General features: G+C 49.4%; 12 protein-coding genes. 8 read left to right on the top strand and 4 right to left on the bottom strand.

Going from position 1 to position 15,438, the window contains the following annotated elements:
* Window positions 1–80 precede the first annotated feature (80 nt).
* The 8 genes from M3194_RS04940 (at window position 81) to M3194_RS04905 (ending at window position 12,172) form a co-directional block, all read left to right on the top strand.
* A complete protein-coding gene (locus M3194_RS04940) occupies window positions 81–2,525 on the top strand; it encodes a glycoside hydrolase family 38 N-terminal domain-containing protein (RefSeq protein WP_251651996.1) in 2,445 nt (814 codons plus the stop codon).
* Between the two features lie 79 nt (window positions 2,526–2,604).
* On the top strand, window positions 2,605–4,149 hold the full coding sequence (locus M3194_RS04935) for a response regulator (protein WP_251651994.1): 1,545 nt from the start codon (window positions 2,605–2,607) through the stop codon (window positions 4,147–4,149).
* A 96-nt stretch (window positions 4,150–4,245) separates the two neighbouring features.
* A complete protein-coding gene (locus M3194_RS04930; RefSeq protein WP_251651992.1) occupies window positions 4,246–5,925 on the top strand; it encodes an extracellular solute-binding protein in 1,680 nt (559 codons plus the stop codon).
* Between the two features lie 101 nt (window positions 5,926–6,026).
* Window positions 6,027–6,917: an ABC transporter permease gene (locus M3194_RS04925; protein WP_251651990.1), complete on the top strand. Its 891-nt coding sequence runs from the start codon at window positions 6,027–6,029 to the stop codon at window positions 6,915–6,917.
* A gap of 15 nt (window positions 6,918–6,932) precedes the next feature.
* Complete coding sequence (locus M3194_RS04920; protein ID WP_251651988.1) at window positions 6,933–7,814, top strand: carbohydrate ABC transporter permease; 882 nt, start codon at window positions 6,933–6,935, stop codon at window positions 7,812–7,814.
* Window positions 7,815–7,931: 117 nt separating this feature from the next.
* Window positions 7,932–9,629 carry a sensor histidine kinase gene (locus M3194_RS04915; RefSeq protein WP_251651986.1) on the top strand — a complete coding sequence of 566 codons (1,698 nt, stop codon included), beginning with the start codon at window positions 7,932–7,934 and terminating at the stop codon, window positions 9,627–9,629.
* A gap of 186 nt (window positions 9,630–9,815) precedes the next feature.
* A complete protein-coding gene (locus M3194_RS04910) occupies window positions 9,816–11,213 on the top strand; it encodes an ADP-ribosylglycohydrolase family protein (RefSeq protein WP_251651984.1) in 1,398 nt (465 codons plus the stop codon).
* A gap of 107 nt (window positions 11,214–11,320) precedes the next feature.
* Window positions 11,321–12,172: an AraC family transcriptional regulator gene (locus tag M3194_RS04905; protein WP_251651982.1), complete on the top strand. Its 852-nt coding sequence runs from the start codon at window positions 11,321–11,323 to the stop codon at window positions 12,170–12,172.
* An 82-nt stretch (window positions 12,173–12,254) separates the two neighbouring features.
* Here M3194_RS04905 and M3194_RS04900 read toward each other — a convergent pair whose 3' ends face one another.
* Genes M3194_RS04900 through M3194_RS04885 form a run of 4 tightly spaced genes read right to left on the bottom strand, consistent with a single transcriptional unit; the run spans window position 12,255 to window position 15,053 of the window.
* Window positions 12,255–12,638, bottom strand: coding sequence for a hypothetical protein (locus M3194_RS04900; RefSeq protein WP_251651980.1), 384 nt, complete (start codon window positions 12,636–12,638; stop codon window positions 12,255–12,257).
* Window positions 12,638–14,062, bottom strand: coding sequence for a hypothetical protein (locus M3194_RS04895; RefSeq protein WP_251651978.1), 1,425 nt, complete (start codon window positions 14,060–14,062; stop codon window positions 12,638–12,640). Before M3194_RS04895 ends, M3194_RS04900 begins: the two co-directional genes overlap by 1 nt.
* A 4-nt stretch (window positions 14,063–14,066) precedes the next feature.
* The gene (locus M3194_RS04890) at window positions 14,067–14,459 is read right to left on the bottom strand and encodes a hypothetical protein (RefSeq protein ID WP_251651977.1); all 393 of its coding nucleotides are present in this window, start codon (window positions 14,457–14,459) and stop codon (window positions 14,067–14,069) included.
* A 30-nt stretch (window positions 14,460–14,489) separates the two neighbouring features.
* On the bottom strand, window positions 14,490–15,053 hold the full coding sequence (locus tag M3194_RS04885; protein WP_251651975.1) for a hypothetical protein: 564 nt from the start codon (window positions 15,051–15,053) through the stop codon (window positions 14,490–14,492).
* Between the last annotated feature and the right edge of the window lie 385 nt (window positions 15,054–15,438).

Here is a 15,438-nt window from a genome sequence, read left to right as displayed (position 1 = left end):
TAGTCTATCGCTTTATTTTGCCTGGCGCTATACTGATCGCAAGCAGGGAGAAGAACACTTGATTAGGGGAGAGGCAGCAAATGCAAACCGCAAAGAAAAAGTGGAAAATGTACGTGATTCATCACTCTCATACGGATATCGGTTATACGGAAAGACAGGAAAAAATCGAGCAGTATCATGTGGATTTTATCAGGCAGGCCGTAGCGATCTGCGAGGCATCGCATACGGAACAACATCCGGAATGGAAAGGCTTCAAGTGGACGTGCGAAACATTCTGGGCGGTCGAGAAGTTTCTCGAGAATGCAACGGATGAAGAGAAGAGTCGATTTGTCAATGCCTTGACCAGAGGAGACATCGAGCTGTCGGGCACTTATTTGAACATGACGGAGCTTATCCAATACGAGCTGCTTACCGAGATGCTCGCAAGAGCCGGAAAGTTCGCCGCGCCATATGGCCTTAACGTTAGATCGGCAATGACCGCGGACATCAACGGCTACAGCTGGGGATATGCGGAGGCCTTGGTTGATGCCGGCATTGAGCATCTGCTGAGCTGCATCCATACCCATCATGGCATGTTCGCCATTGGCCGCAAGCAATACCCGTTTTATTGGGAGGCGCCAAGCGGCAAGCGAATTCTCGTTTGGAGCGGCGAGCATTATATGATGGGCAATGATCTGGGGATTAATCCCGACGGAACGTTATCCTACTCCGTACGGGACGAGACGCCGGTTTGGGGCATAGCCGAGGATCATTGGAGGCTCGCCGAGACGAGAATAACGCGTTATCTCGAGCAATTGGAGAAGGAAGAATATCCGTACGATTTTATATTGGTAAACGTCATGGGGCTTCTGCGGGACAACGCGGCTCCGAACGGCCGCATTATGAGCTTCATTCACGAGTGGAACGCGAAGCATGGGGATCGCGTCGAGATTGAGATGACTACGCTGAACCGCTATTTCGATCTTGTTAAGCAGCAGGATGTTGAGATCCCGGTTTACAAGGGAGATTGGCCGGACTGGTGGTCCGACGGCGTGGCTTCAACGGCGATGCATACGCAAATCTTCCGCAACGCCCAGCGAATGATGTCCGTCGTTAAGCGGCTTGATCCGGAAGGCAAAAGCGTTCAAGCTCATGAGATGAAAGAAGCCGAGCAGCAATTAATGATGTACGCCGAGCATACCTGGGGGTATCATTCCTCGATCTCCGAGCCGTGGCATCAGATGGTGCAGGAATTGGGCGTCCGCAAAGAAGCCTATGCCGCGAATGCAAGCCGGCTGGTATACCGGTCGCTGGACCGAGTGCTGCAGGACCGAGGGGACGTGCTGCTAAGGCCGAACCGGGAATTTACTTATAAAGTGATCAATTCGTTTGACTACCCCGTTGAGGATCTCGCCTTCTTCTACCTGGAAGAGCAGTGGGAGGCCGATTATTTCCGGAACGGCATGGAAGTCATCGAGGAACAGAGCGGGGAGATTGTGCCCCACCAGCAGGAAAAAGTAAGCAGAGGCTATCAAATTGCCGTTATGGCCAAGCTAGGCGCGCGGGAAGAGAAGCGATACGTTATCCGCAGCGCCACTGCTCCTGCCGCTGGACGCACCACGAGCAGCACGCGCCTAGTAGGCGCCGACCGCATCCATGACATTCCTGATCTTATCCCGCAAGCTCAAGCGCCTGACCTCATCTCCATAACGGAAAATGGCATCGAATCCGCCGAGGTACGAATTTCCTGGCAGCGCGGAGAGGGAATTGTATCGTGGCTAGACAAACGTACGGGCAAGGAATTAATTGATGCCGATCAGGCCTGCGGCGCCTTTACGCCCGTCTATGAAGTGACCAAGGGCGAACACGGCGACCAGATGACCGTCAGAAGAATTATGGGCCGAAACCGCAAAGGGATGAACGTCCAGCGCTTCTATGGCCAGCTTACCGGAGTTAAAGAAGTAACAAACGGAGCTTTGTATGCCATCGTGGAGCTTACTTACCAAGTGGAGGGAATGAGTCATTACTCGCTCTTCCTGAAGGTTTATAAAGGCCAGCCAAGAGTTGACGTGTCCGTCCGAATGCACAAGATGAGCGTCTGGGAGCCCGAGAACGTGTACATTTCCTTGCCTTTCCTGCGGGAGGACAACGGGGAGCTGTGGTTCGATAAGGCAGGGGCAGCCATCCGGCCGGGAATCGATCAAATTCCGGGTACGTTGACGGATTTCTACTGCATTCAGGAAGGACTGGCGCTTGCCGCGCCGTCTGGCGGCCTTGCGCTGGCCACGCCGGACACTCCGCTCATGCAGACAGGGCCGTTGGAATTCGGCGAGAGAAGAGTTCAAGGCCAGGAGCCTCGGGATCGCAAATCCTTGTACGCATGGGTTCTGACCAATTATTGGGAGACGAATTTCAAGGCGACGCTGGGCGGGTTCTACGAGTTCCGCTATACGCTTCAATGGGGTAAGCCGTTCGATGCGGTAGACGAAGCCGTGCGCGCTAATCATTCTGTAAACGCGGGTACGGTAGCTTTTAGAAGTATATAATTCAGCAAGCACAAGAAGGGCGGTATCTCGCTTGGCGAGAAGCCCTTTTTGTGCTTGTCCGTGCAGGAAGGAGTCTCGTATGCATCGCATTCTGATTGTTGACGACGAGAGAATAGAACGAGAAGGCATCCGCAATTTGATTCGAAAATTAAAGCTGGAGCTGGATCCCCTCGTGGCGGAGAACGGCGAGGCTGCTCTTCGCATTGTGCAAAGCGAGCCGATTGATATTGTCATTACGGATATCAAAATGCCATTTATGGACGGTCTCGAATTGTCCGAGAAAATTCGGGAGGAGCACCCGGATATCGAGCTTATTATTTATAGCGCTTTCAATGAATTTGAATACGCAAGAAGAGCTATGCGCGCCAATGTTTCGAATTACTTGTTAAAGCCGATTCAGGTGCCTGAATTTCTGGCGGCAATTCAGCGGGCGACCGACGCTTGCCTGGAGAAGGAGGCCGAAAGCAAGCGGGAGCTTGAGCTGCTGGAAGGCTACCGCCTGGGCATGGCTTACGAGAGAGAAAAAATGCTTCTGGATGCCATAAACGGAACCAGACCGAGCAAGCCTCTCCCAGCTCCTGCAATAGACGACGCGGAACCGGAGTTCATCCATCTCTTGCTCGTGGAGAGCCCGCGGCTGTTTTTCGATATGTATAATGACGATTTTATCTCAATGCTCCATGAACGCCTCAGTCTCCCTTTCGACTATTTGAACGTGAATGAAAATCAAAGCCTTCTGTTCGTCCGCAATCCCGTTCCGTTGTCAAGGGAAACCCTCCGGTTCTTAGCCGAAACCGTCTCCTCCAGCACCTTGGAGCGTTTCCGGCAGCAAGTGGGCATTATAGTAGGCGCCCCTGCCGAGGGATGGGAGAGCGTTCATCCTGCTTACTGCGGGATTGAGCGTCTGCTGGAGTTCAAGTTTTTCATGCATGAACAAGCGATCTTGTTTGCCGAAGAGCATTTCTCCGAATCCTCTTTTGACGAGGCCGAATTACAATCGATTTCGGATAAAATCTACCAGTGCTTAAATTTCAGCGACTTGCGGGGCGCCAAGTACGGGGTCGAGCTGCTGTTTTCCTATTTAAAAACTACCGGTCATTTCTCCTCGCTGTACACGAAGTTTTTAAGCTCGGAGATTATGAACAGGGTGCTGGTTAAAGAGCGTAAGAAAAGTCTGGCAGTCATTAATGATTACTTGGACAAGATCTCCCGAACGTCCTCCTTGCATGAGCTGAAGGAGCTGATGTTTGGCGTCTTCGACCTTGTCGATTCCAGCTCGGGCACCAAACACAAGGAGGAATCCGCCAATAAGATCATTGAGCAGATCAAGCAGATGATCGAGGGACAGTACGATCAGGATCTCTCCCTTGAAGGAATTGCCGAACAGGTCTATCTTACGCCCAGTTATTTAAGCTACCTTTTCAAGAAGGAGACAGGTCAAAGTTTGATTCGGTATATTACGCAAGTACGCATGGACAAGGCCGTGATGCTGCTCAGAGATACGAATATGAAAATTGTAGACATTTGCCAAAAACTTGGTTATCGCAATTCGAACTATTTTATCCAGTCCTTTCGTCAGCATTACGGCGTAACCCCGGCGAAATACAGAGAAAGAACTCCGTAAAAAAGTGGCTCAAATCATAAATATGTGAGATAGAAGGCGTTTGCATAAGGCTGGTATGATGGACACGTTACAAGTTAAATCATTGGAGGTTGGGGCATGAACAGAAAAAAATGGCTCATCTTGCTTAGCATGACGGCACTCCTCGGCATGAGCGCTTGCAGCGGCGGGAATAACGGTCCATCGTCAAATTCTGGGACGGAACCGGATAATTCGCAGCCGTCCGCCGAATCCGGCAACGCGTCCGTTACGGACGGACCGTTCACCAAGTATCAGGACACCGTCAAGATTACGCTGGGACGGCAAGGGGTGTCCGGCAACAACTTGCCTGCCGGAGACACGCTGGAGGACAACGAGTATCTTAAATACGTGGAGGAACGTCTCAACGTTGACGTCCAGTACGAATTCTCGGTTGAGGATCTGAAGGCTTACAATCAGAAGGTCACGTTAGCTATTGCCAGCAACAGCATACCCGACGTGATGATCGTCGACGAGCAGCAGTTCCACCAGCTGGCTAAGGCTAATATGCTGGCGGATCTTACAGACGTCTATGATACCTACGCTTCCCCGTTGATCAAAGAGTACTACAATTCTTATACCGGAGACCGCGTGCTGAACACCGGCAAAATCGACGGCAAACTGTATGCGCTTCCGAACACGAATATCGACGGGAATTTTCAGCTGCTCTGGATTCGCAAGGATTGGCTGGACAAACTTAAGCTTGAGCTTCCCAAGACCGTTGATGATGTTAAAGGCATCGTCAAAGCTTTCGTCGAGCAGGATCCCGACGGCAACGGCGTGAAAGACACTGCCGGTCTTCTGGGAGATCCGGGGATTGTCGGAGACGGAGGATTCTTCACCTTTGATCCCATATTTAACGCCTATCATTCCTATCCGAAGAGCTGGTTTAAAGATGATGAGGGCAATGTCTTCTACGGCTCTACTACGCCGGAGACCAAGGAAGCTCTTGGCGTATTGCGCGAGATGTATGCCAGCGGTCTAATCGACAAGGAATTCCTGACGCGGAAATGGGAGGATAACGCGGGGTTGGTATCGAGCGGGCGCGCGGGCATTTTATTTGCGCCTTGGTTCGCCGGCTGGGCCATGTCCGATGCGGTTAAAGCCAATGCGAATGCCGACTGGGTACCGTTAGCGGTTCCGCTCGATGATGCAAGCCAGCGGAACATCGTACCTTCCGTTCCTTCCGGTTCGTTCCTTGTCGTCAATAAAAACGCGAAGAATCCAGAGGCTGTCCTTAAGATGCTGAATGTGGAATATGAGGGCATTCGCTTGATTGATCCCGCGACCCAGGAGCTTTATAAAGGGCAAGGCGTAGGTTGGCTCAATTACCCGCTCAACCTGCAGCTTGATTTCCAAGATTCGCTTGCCAGAGACATTCCGATCTACGACAAAGTCCTTCAGGACAAGAATACGAACGATCTGCCTGCCCGCATCCTGCCTCGTGTCGAGTCGCTTCTGAAGAATCAGGATAATCCGAAGAAGGATATGGCGGCGTACGCGGATTCGCTGGCGTTCTATACCGCTGCCGCCGTAACCGGCGCCAAGGAATTGAAACGCATTGATCCTGTTTTCTACGGCAATACCGAAACGATGCTCAAGAGAGGCGCAAACCTGGATAAGCTTGAGAACGAAACCTTCTTGAGAATCATTACGGGCGCTTCGCCACTGGATGAGTTCGATAAATTCGTCTCAACGTGGAAATCCATTGGCGGAGATAAGGTTGCTGAAGAAATCTCGGAATTAGTCAAACAGAAGTAATCAGGCCGATTATCGCGTTGCTATTGCTATTCAGGGGCTGCCAGGAAGGTGAGGCGGCCCCGTATTCATGAATTCAAATTTTTCGCGTGGGTGGAGATGTAATGAGAAATCGCACGTTTATCCGTAATTACCACATCATGATGATGCCCGGCATTGCACTGCTTCTCGTGTTCAGTGTCATTCCGATGTTCGGCATCGTAATTGCGTTTCAGGATTTTCAACCGACGCTTGGCATTTTTCATTCGCAGTGGGTGGGCTGGGAGAACTTTAATTATATGTTTGCCTTGCCGGACAGCCGCGTTGTTTTTGTAAATACGGTCATCATTGCTTCGCTGAAGATCGTATTCGGCATGGCCGTTCCGTTCACGTTCGCTTTGCTTCTCCATGAAGTGATAAATATGAAGTTCAAACGGATCGTTCAGACGATCGTTTATCTGCCGCATTTCATGTCCTGGGTTATTCTTTCCGGCATTATGATCAATTTGCTCAGCCTGGATGGCGTCGTTAACCAAGCGGTGCAGCTTTTCGGCGGAGAACCGGTTATGTTCCTGCAGAGCAACAGTTGGTTTAGAGGCGTGCTGGTTGCGAGCGACGTGTGGAAGGAGTTTGGTTTCAACACGATTATCTACGTTGCCGCTCTTACTTCTATTAACACGAATTTATACGAAGCGGCTGCCATAGACGGAGCCAGCCGTTTTCAACGATTGCTCTATATTACGATCCCTAGCCTGCTGCCAACGGTCATCCTGCTTGCGACCTTGAGTCTTGGGAACGTGCTCAACGCCGGCTTCGAACAAATCCTGAACCTGTATAATCCAATTGTCTATCAGACGGGCGATATTATAGACACTTACGTGTATCGGGCAGGTTTGCAGGAAATCCAATATGGCTTGGCCACGGCTGTAGGCTTGCTGAAATCTATCGTCAGCTTTCTTCTGATCGCTGTCTCTTACGTGCTTGCTGCCCGCTTCGCCAATTACCGCATCTTTTGACGGGAGACGATTTAAATGATTCGTGGAACGAACCGGTATGCTGATCTGACGATCTATCTCATTTTGAGCGTTATCGCTTTTTTGTCTATCGCACCGATAATCAATACGCTGGCCATCTCGTTCAGCGGCAAAATACCGGCGATGTCGGGGCAAGTCTATTTCTGGCCGGTTGACTTTAATCTGAGCGCGTACGAGTCGATTCTTAGAGACCGCAGCTTCTTTCTATCCTTTGGCGTTTCGGTTCAAAGGGTGCTGCTTGGCGGGGCCATCAACTTTATCATTACGGTATTAATGGCGTATCCGTTATCCAGGACCGCCAAGATGTTTCCCGGCCGAAATATCTACATGTGGTTTGTCATATTCTGCATGTTGTTTAGCGGGGGATTGATTCCTTGGTATATGACCATTTCTTCGCTTGGTCTGCTGAATACACTCTGGGCGCTCGTGCTGCCTACCGCCGTTCCCATTTTTAACGTGATTTTGCTGATGAATTTTTTCCGGGGCATACCGAAGGAGCTGGAGGAAGCGGCGAGCATGGACGGAGCGGGACCATGGAGAATGCTGCTCGTCATCTTTGTCCCGATTTCCTTGCCTGCCTTGGCCACCGTAACGCTATTCTCGATCGTCGGGCATTGGAACGCCTTCTTTGACGGCATGATTCTCATCAATCACAAAGAGCACTGGCCGCTTCAAACCTATATTCAGCAGCTAATCATCAGCGTCAGCTCGATTATGAATACAACAGACCCGGAAGAAATAAGGCGGTTGACGAATATGTCAAGCCAACTGCTTAATTCCGCTAAAGTCATGGTGTCCATGATACCGATTCTGCTCATTTATCCGTTCCTGCAAAAGTACTTCGTGAGCGGCATCGTGCTTGGGGCGGTAAAGGAATAGAGGAAATCGGCGCTTCGAGTGGAATGTACGATGGTCGGATTGGCGAAGCCGTTAAGCAACGTGCATTCTTAATCCGCGAGGCAGGATCATGCACAAATTGAAAGGGCGGAAATGCCGTTGCTTGCGAATTGGTTCAACTCCATCAAACTAAGGCACAAACTGTTTTTTTCTTATATGGCCGTGATATTAATACCGCTTACGATTCTGGGAATCTATTCTTATCAGCAGTCCAAAAAGCTGCAGCTGGAGCAGGCACATATTGTATTGCAGGACAACTTAAGAAAAATCGACGATAACCTGAGCTACAAGCTCCAGAGATTTAACTCGGCAATTGAACTAATCAGCTATAACCCGAACTTCTCTCAGATTTTCAATAAGGAATACAACAGTTACTACGAGATGTACATAGATCTGAAGGAGACGGTGGATCCCCTTATTAATACCACGACGTCCTTGAACAAGGACATTGAACGGATTGTCATATTCACGGAAAACAACTTGACGCAACGGATGAATTCCATCATGCCGATTGCTTCCTTGGAGCATGAAGATTGGTATGAAGAGGCCATGCAGACGATAGATACGCATTGGTATGCGCGCGGCGGCAAGGTTTTTGGAGTCAGGCGAATCTTCGGAGATGTGAATTACGAGAAAAAGAACCTTGTCTATGTAGAGCTGGTTCCTCATTTTTTGTCCAGCTCTTTGGATCTCTCCGACATTAAGCAGGCGATAGCGGTAATTACCGATCCCCAAGGCAAGGTTGTATACACGACGGAGCAGGATACGAATGCGGGAATGACTTCGGGCAAGCTTGCGGAGATGCGGCTTCAGGAAGGAGTTAAAGAGCTTCCGGGGTATATTTTGCTGCAGCGCCAGCTGAGAGAGTCCAACTGGACGTTGTCTTTAATAGTCCCCGTCGAGACATTGACCGTCAGTCCATGGAAAATCATTCGGGCAACCTTGATTATCGAAGGCATCAGCGTTGCCGTGCTCTTACTTATCATAGGCCTGTTCACCCGCGGATTCGTAAGAAGGATTCAGCGCCTTAATCATAAGATGAGATTAGTTGAGGAAGGCACGCTTACGATCAACTTGAAAGTTCATGCTAGCGACGAGATCGGAGAGCTGGAATCCCGCTTCGGCAAGATGCTCGCGAGCATCAACCTGTTAATTGAGGAAGGATACCAGAACAAGATTACCCAGAGAGAGGCCGAATTAAGAGCCCTCCAAGCGCAGATCAATCCTCATTTCCTTTATAATTCTTTGTCGGTTATTAATTGGAAGGCTATTGACGTTGGGGCTGACGAAATAAGCCGGGTGGCAGGATTTTTGTCCACGTTTTATCGCACGACGCTGAATCAGGGGAAGGATCATATCCTTGTCAAAGACGAATTGCTGAACACGAAATCTTATCTCGAGATGCAATTAATCATGCATGATTACAATTTCGACGTCACCTACGAGATTGACGAGGAGATCGTCGAGCAGCAAATCATTAAGCTCATTTTGCAGCCAATCGTGGAAAATGCCATCGAGCACGGGATCGACCAGAAGCGAACCGGAAGAGGGCTTCTGCGGATCATTGGAAAATTGGGCGAAGACAATGAAACTCTTGTATTCACAATCGAGGATAACGGCCCGGGGATTCAACCCGGCATAGCCGAGGCGCTGCTGACCAAACAGTCTGAAGGCTACGGTCTTCGCAATGTCCACGAGCGAATAAGGGTTCAATACGGAAGCCCATACGGAATTACCATTGCCAGCGAGCCCGGGTGTTGGACGAGAGTGAACATTACTATACCTAAATGTAGATAAATAGGATTAAAGAAGGAAAGACAATTCACTCTTTGTGTGGATTGTTTTTTTATGGCATTGGCTACGGTCCGTTTACACCTTGCGTAATTCACAAGAAATGAGAATGAATCGCATGTTTTGGGAAGAATTCCAGTCCATTCTCCAATAGACTTGAAGCAAGAGGGAAATTCGATTGGAGGTATTTAAATGGCTGGATGGACTGGTCTAAAAGACTTATTAATCGCGGAAGTGAAGCAGCGCAGCGATGAAGCATGCTTGGTAGAAGGCTTTCTGGAACGAATTGAAGGATCGGGTGATAATCAATCGGAATTAATGACGATCTATGCGGAATTATGTGCTTTGGAGCCCATGCGCGCAAACATAGATGAACCTGATGAATTGGAGGAAATCCGGCTCCTTCGCCCAGACGGTCCTCGTCAATTGGACAGTGAGCTCAGCCATGAACAGTGGTCAGATAAATTTTATGGCGCATGGCTCGGGAGAGCGATTGGCTGTGCGCTCGGAAAACCGTTGGAAGGGCCCGATTTCATGGCCGGTTCGCATGGCAGAGCAGGCTGGGAGAACGTGCAGTTATGGTTCAAGGGAGCGGATGCTTGGCCGATTAACGGTTATACTCCGGGCCAATCCGCAGCGAAGGACGAATTCGGGATCGAGCTGGCTTCCTGGTGTTCTGCCAGTACAAGAGAACGTATTTCCTACATGGAGACGGACGACGATATTCGTTACACCGTGCTTGGTTTAATGATGCTGGAAAGAAAAGGTCTTGAATGGGACTCGTGGGATATAGGAAAGCTCTGGCATGAAGTCTTGTCCTATAGTCAGGTTTGTACGGCTGAAACGCAGTCTTATCTGAATTTCGCCCAAGTCACGTATCATCACGGAGGACAAGGCAGGCCGGCTGATTGGGCGCGGAAGAAAAATTGGGTGCGTACGTACTTGAATCCCTATCGCGAGTTTATCGGCGCGCAAATCCGTGCTGACGGCTTGGCTTATGGAGCAGCAGGCCAGCCTGAGCTAGCCGCTGATTTTGCTTGGCGGGATGCCTCCTTCTCTCATGTTCGTAACGGAATTTATGGTGAAATGTTCGCGGCAGCCATGATTGCGGCCGCATTTGCGGAATCGAACCCGTTAAAAATCGTGGAGATTGGTTTAAGCGAAATTCCCGCAAATTGCCGTCTTGCACAAGATGTTCATAAAGCAGTGGAAATTGCGCAAGGTACAGAGGACCAGCTTGACTTAGTTGCGAAGATTTGGGAGGCATTTAAACACTACGACCCTGTCCATACGAATAATAACGCTGCCCTGGTAGCTGCATCCCTGGTATTTGCCAAAGGTGATTTTACAAAGGCGATTGCTACGTCGGTTCTAGGCGGGTGGGATACGGACTGCAACGGAGCGACGGTAGGTTCAATAGTGGGTGCCTCGCTTGGTGCCAAGCAATTGCCTGGCCATTGGGCAGAGCCTCTTCACGATACTTTATATGCGGCTGTTATCGGCTTTCACCCGATTGCCATTTCGGAGTGTGCCCGCAGAAGTCACGAAGTCTATTTGAAATTGAAGCAACAGCAGAAAGCACGCCGTTAATGCCCGTAAGCACCAGCGCCCGAGTGAGGAAGGATTCTTCCTCGTCCGGGCGTTTTTCAGTTACAATGGGAAGGAAAGCGGATTATGATCGAAGGAAGGTACGGCGCATGATACTGCACATTATCTATGAGGATAATGAACTTCCCGTTAATATTTTCAAATGGACGCCGAGCTATGAGCTGGAGACCCAGCATCATCATCAAAGCTTTGAGATGGGCTTGTGTCTCTCGGGGAGCGGGCAGTTCTACTTTGGCGGTACGGTCTATCCCGTAGTTCCGGGCGATATCTTTGTTGTGAATATATTGGAAAATCATATTGCCCAATCGGACCAAGGCTTTCCTTGCGAGTTTATATTTCTTAACTTTGATTCGTGGCTGCTTGCCAAGGAAGAGCCCGAGCTTATGGTGCCCTTTCGCTATTATCCGTTTCATGTTCAGAACCGGTTACACGGTAAAACCGATAGCATGGAACGTCTGCGGTCGATGATCAAGCTGATTTATACGGAGAAGGAAGAGCGTGCTCCCGGTTATCGGACGGCGGTCAAAAGCCTGCTGATGGCCATATGCGTGGAGCTTCTCCGTATGTCCAAAGAAGAAATCAGCCATACGACATGGCTGGACGGCATGCGGAATTATGAGCATATCAGACCGGTACTGCAGTATATGGATCAGAATTACCAGAAAGAAATTAACTTATCTCAACTAGCCTCGATATTTCACGTTAGCGAGTCTCATTTATCCCGATTGATACTGGAAGCAACAGGAAGAAAATTCAAAAGCTATATGTCCACCCTTCGAATACAGCATGCCAAGCGATTATTAGCGACGACCGTTATGCCGGTTACCGAAATCTGCTATGAGTGCGGATATCAAAGCATGGCCACCTTTTATCGCAATTTTAAACAGTTCGTAGAAATGTCTCCCGAAGATTACCGGCGTGTCATGCTGACTACGGTCTGATCGTTATAACAAACAGCCGCAGAAGCATGGCTCCTGCGGCTGTTTGTTATGGTTTATTACCTAGTTGACGAGGCCCTGCGTGTCACCAGCTAAGATGTCTTTTAACGCCCAACGTGTCGGTAACGTCAATCGTCAGATTGCGCATGCTCCACCGTCCGCGCTTGTAGCTATTGCCTTGATCGTCAATGAATTTTGAAAGCGGCACGCTGGATTTGCCGGAAGTCATCATCGGTGCTACATAGGTATATTTGTGGTCAATCGTAATTTTCGCGTCATACCATACAAATCCGGTTTCGTTTTGGATAAGCAGATGGTTATTCGTAAGGCCGATGTCGGCAATTGGGATCGAGCTCTTTGGAGCGGAGACGCATCCGGTCATTAACAAGACAAGGGAAACAATTGCCAAGCATAATGCGACTTTACTCTTTGCTGGCTTTCTGATAGAACTGTACAGATCTGTCCGCATTATCTAGATACCTCCCCGTTGGATTCGACAGACAGGCCGAGGTCAAACAATAAATTAGGCGCTCCGGGGTGGCCGCGGTGCACTTCAACGGCAATGACATTAGTCCCCTTTACAAGCTTGTTCAAATGGGCTTTTAGATCAATTCTGCGATAGTAGGTAAATTCATTTGGAATCGCGAGTGAGGAATCGTTCAGAACCCCGGTTAGAATGGAGTCCCGAGAGACTTCCTGGCCGTTTAGATAAACAACGTAACCATCCTCATAGGCGATATGCAGAAGTAAACCGGACAATTTCTTCGGATCGCCATTTAAGTCAAACGTCCTGCGGAAATAATAGGTTGGAGACGAGCCGGATTCCAATTTGGTCTGAATATAGGTCTGCAGCTCTTTGTTAGTCGTATAACCCAGAGGAGATCTGCCGGTCTTCCAGCCGGAATCATCGTATTCCGGACTGCGCCAATCGGATGACGGCAGGGGAACCGGTTCCGTGTGGGATGTTTCGATAATCGGACCTTCTCCCACCGGGTCCACCCCTTCCGGAATGGTCGATTTGATTGAATCGTCACCTAAATGATAGTGCCATAAGGATTGAATGCCCACCAGGGAGATGTCCTGTTTTTCTCGCAATGTGCTCAGGTCCCACGAAGCCAGGTTATCCGCATTTAGTTCCAGTTGATCCAGAACCTTCCCTTGTTCCTTCTCGGCCATCATGGTTAAGGCGTTACCGTGCGCCTCCAATACCGTAATTAAAGGCTTTTCATCCAGCTCGGACAAGTCCCATATTTTCCAGTCCTCGTATTCCGTAGACTTATAATCGGAAGGTGCTTGTGTAACCGCCAAATCAAGCACATAGACGGAATTGCGGATGAATACCGCGCTTATTCCCGCTTTCCTAAACGTTGTCCAAACCTCGGGAAGCTTCGGATCCTCGCTTAGCCACGCAAAGGCAAACGTTTGCTTATTTCCAGCAATCGTCTTGCGGATCCATTCCAATTGTCCGTCTCCGGCATCTTGCAGCCGATCGGCATTAAGAAAGAATAGTCTTGCGGTTCCTTTCGTAATCGAGTAGACCGATTTCCCATAACCCGAGAGAGTTTCGGTCGGCACATGCGGATAAGCTTGGTTAAAGCTCTGTTCCGTTGCAGAACCGTCATAGATTGGGTAAAGCTGGAACGACTGCGCTTCCGGATGCTGCTGCAGCAATTGGTTGGACGCGGCAAAATACGAAACGTCCTTGAATTGCTTGACCCAATCCCCGACTTCTCCTTCCTGCTGGCCGAAATAGCCAAACCGAAACGATGCCGCGGCCGCGACGCTTGACTTGGAGCCCTCCATGGGTACCCTTGTCCAATAGAACGAGCAGAACAGAATCCCAATCAACACGAGAAACGATAAGGAAAGCTTGTATTTATATAAGGACGCCATAAGTTTAACCCTCTCCTCCCGGTAAAGTGTTCGGCAGGGCTGGCCACCACATGATAGCGTGGTAAACGGTGGGCCAAAGAATGATCATATTGGCAATAAAGGCAATCACAAATCCGAGTGTCCAAGGCTTCAGATCGACCTCTTTCCGTCCGAGCGTCCAATGGAGTATCGCCCATGTGCAGAGCCAAACGACGAGCCCCGCCGTTTCTTTTCCGGTGTAGGGACCGATGGCCCACCAAGAGGGGATCCAGGAACCCATCTTCAGCAAAATAGGATTAGCCTGCAGCGGATTGTAGTAGCTCCATAAGTGAGTGACCGTTGTCGCTGCGATGCCAAGCCATACGGAAATCAGAATGGCGGCGACTTCACCCGTTTTCCGTTGTTTTGATTCTTTCACTTTTTTTCGCTCCTATCGACTATGTTGAAATCACACCATTTTCAGTTTGGTCATGCCGATTCCGCACGCAAATCCGATTAATAAACAAATCCAGAATAGCGTGACCAGCAAAGCAATGATTCCGGAAAGCATCGAGCCCGCCCCGAGATTATGCCGGAACCGGCGCAATAAAAAGGCCGCCGCGATTCCCAAGGGAAGCGGGTACAGCGAGACGAATTCCTTGTATTCCATCACGATTAAATGCACCTCTGGGCTATGGTACATCAGCCATTGCTGGGGACCGTCCGGTCCGCGGTAAGGGATGTAAAGCCAATTGCCGAGCGCGATGGTTACCAGAACCAATAGGCTCGTGAGCCAGAGCACCCATTCCAGATTGGCCGCGGCTCCTTTCTTGCCCCGCAGCATCGGGTAGGTCAGGTGAAGCGCTTGGCAGCTCATAATCACGGTGACGGTCGCGCCTAATCCGTGCAGGACGGCCTCCAGCTTATGGTTGCTGAGCCCGATGATATTAAATAAAGGGATCGATAGAAAAAGCAGCGCGGCTACGCTCGCTTGCGTAACCGCCAAATCTTTTGCAGTGAACATGGATTTCATCGGCTGTTCAACTCTTTCATATTGGAATGATGATGTCGATTATTGTAGAAAAGTTTTATCAGAGGAATGTTAATAATATATTGTGAAATTGTAAATGTAGAGCTATTTATCGAAGAGTTATATGTAGCGTTTTTTTTGTCATTGCTATGTTTTTATTGCAGGCATGATGAATTTAATGGTTAAAATTGGGTTTCTTGAAAATTTACATTCTCTTAACTTCAAAAATAATACTTTACTAGTATAATAATTTTGGCAGTTGGACATCAGGATCTGTGAATTCCGCAAACCTTTCGTGTTAAACAGGGAGAGTAAGCATAACAACGGATTTGGTGGTGTGTCGGAAGTCAGCGGGGTAAGGAGGAAGATGATATTGGTTTTGAATTGA

Origin of the sequence: Paenibacillus glycanilyticus, from assembly GCF_023715145.1 — a bacterium.
Taxonomy (GTDB): Bacteria; Bacillota; Bacilli; order Paenibacillales; family Paenibacillaceae; genus Pristimantibacillus; species Pristimantibacillus glycanilyticus_A.
This window is presented reverse-complemented; position numbering and strand designations above follow the sequence as displayed.

What these genes read in the sequence shown, in the direction of transcription:
- M3194_RS04900 (WP_251651980.1), bottom strand. Translation starts at nt 12,638, where the DNA reads ATGCGGACAGATCTGTACAGTTCTATCAGAAAGCCAGCAAAGAGTAAA.
- M3194_RS04930 (WP_251651992.1), top strand. Translation starts at nt 4,246, where the DNA reads ATGAACAGAAAAAAATGGCTCATCTTGCTTAGCATGACGGCACTCCTC.
- M3194_RS04920 (WP_251651988.1), top strand. Translation starts at nt 6,933, where the DNA reads ATGATTCGTGGAACGAACCGGTATGCTGATCTGACGATCTATCTCATT.
- M3194_RS04935 (WP_251651994.1), top strand. Translation starts at nt 2,605, where the DNA reads ATGCATCGCATTCTGATTGTTGACGACGAGAGAATAGAACGAGAAGGC.
- M3194_RS04895 (WP_251651978.1), bottom strand. Translation starts at nt 14,062, where the DNA reads ATGGCGTCCTTATATAAATACAAGCTTTCCTTATCGTTTCTCGTGTTG.
- M3194_RS04925 (WP_251651990.1), top strand. Translation starts at nt 6,027, where the DNA reads ATGAGAAATCGCACGTTTATCCGTAATTACCACATCATGATGATGCCC.
- M3194_RS04910 (WP_251651984.1), top strand. Translation starts at nt 9,816, where the DNA reads ATGGCTGGATGGACTGGTCTAAAAGACTTATTAATCGCGGAAGTGAAG.
- M3194_RS04940 (WP_251651996.1), top strand. Translation starts at nt 81, where the DNA reads ATGCAAACCGCAAAGAAAAAGTGGAAAATGTACGTGATTCATCACTCT.
- M3194_RS04885 (WP_251651975.1), bottom strand. Translation starts at nt 15,053, where the DNA reads ATGAAATCCATGTTCACTGCAAAAGATTTGGCGGTTACGCAAGCGAGC.
- M3194_RS04905 (WP_251651982.1), top strand. Translation starts at nt 11,321, where the DNA reads ATGATACTGCACATTATCTATGAGGATAATGAACTTCCCGTTAATATT.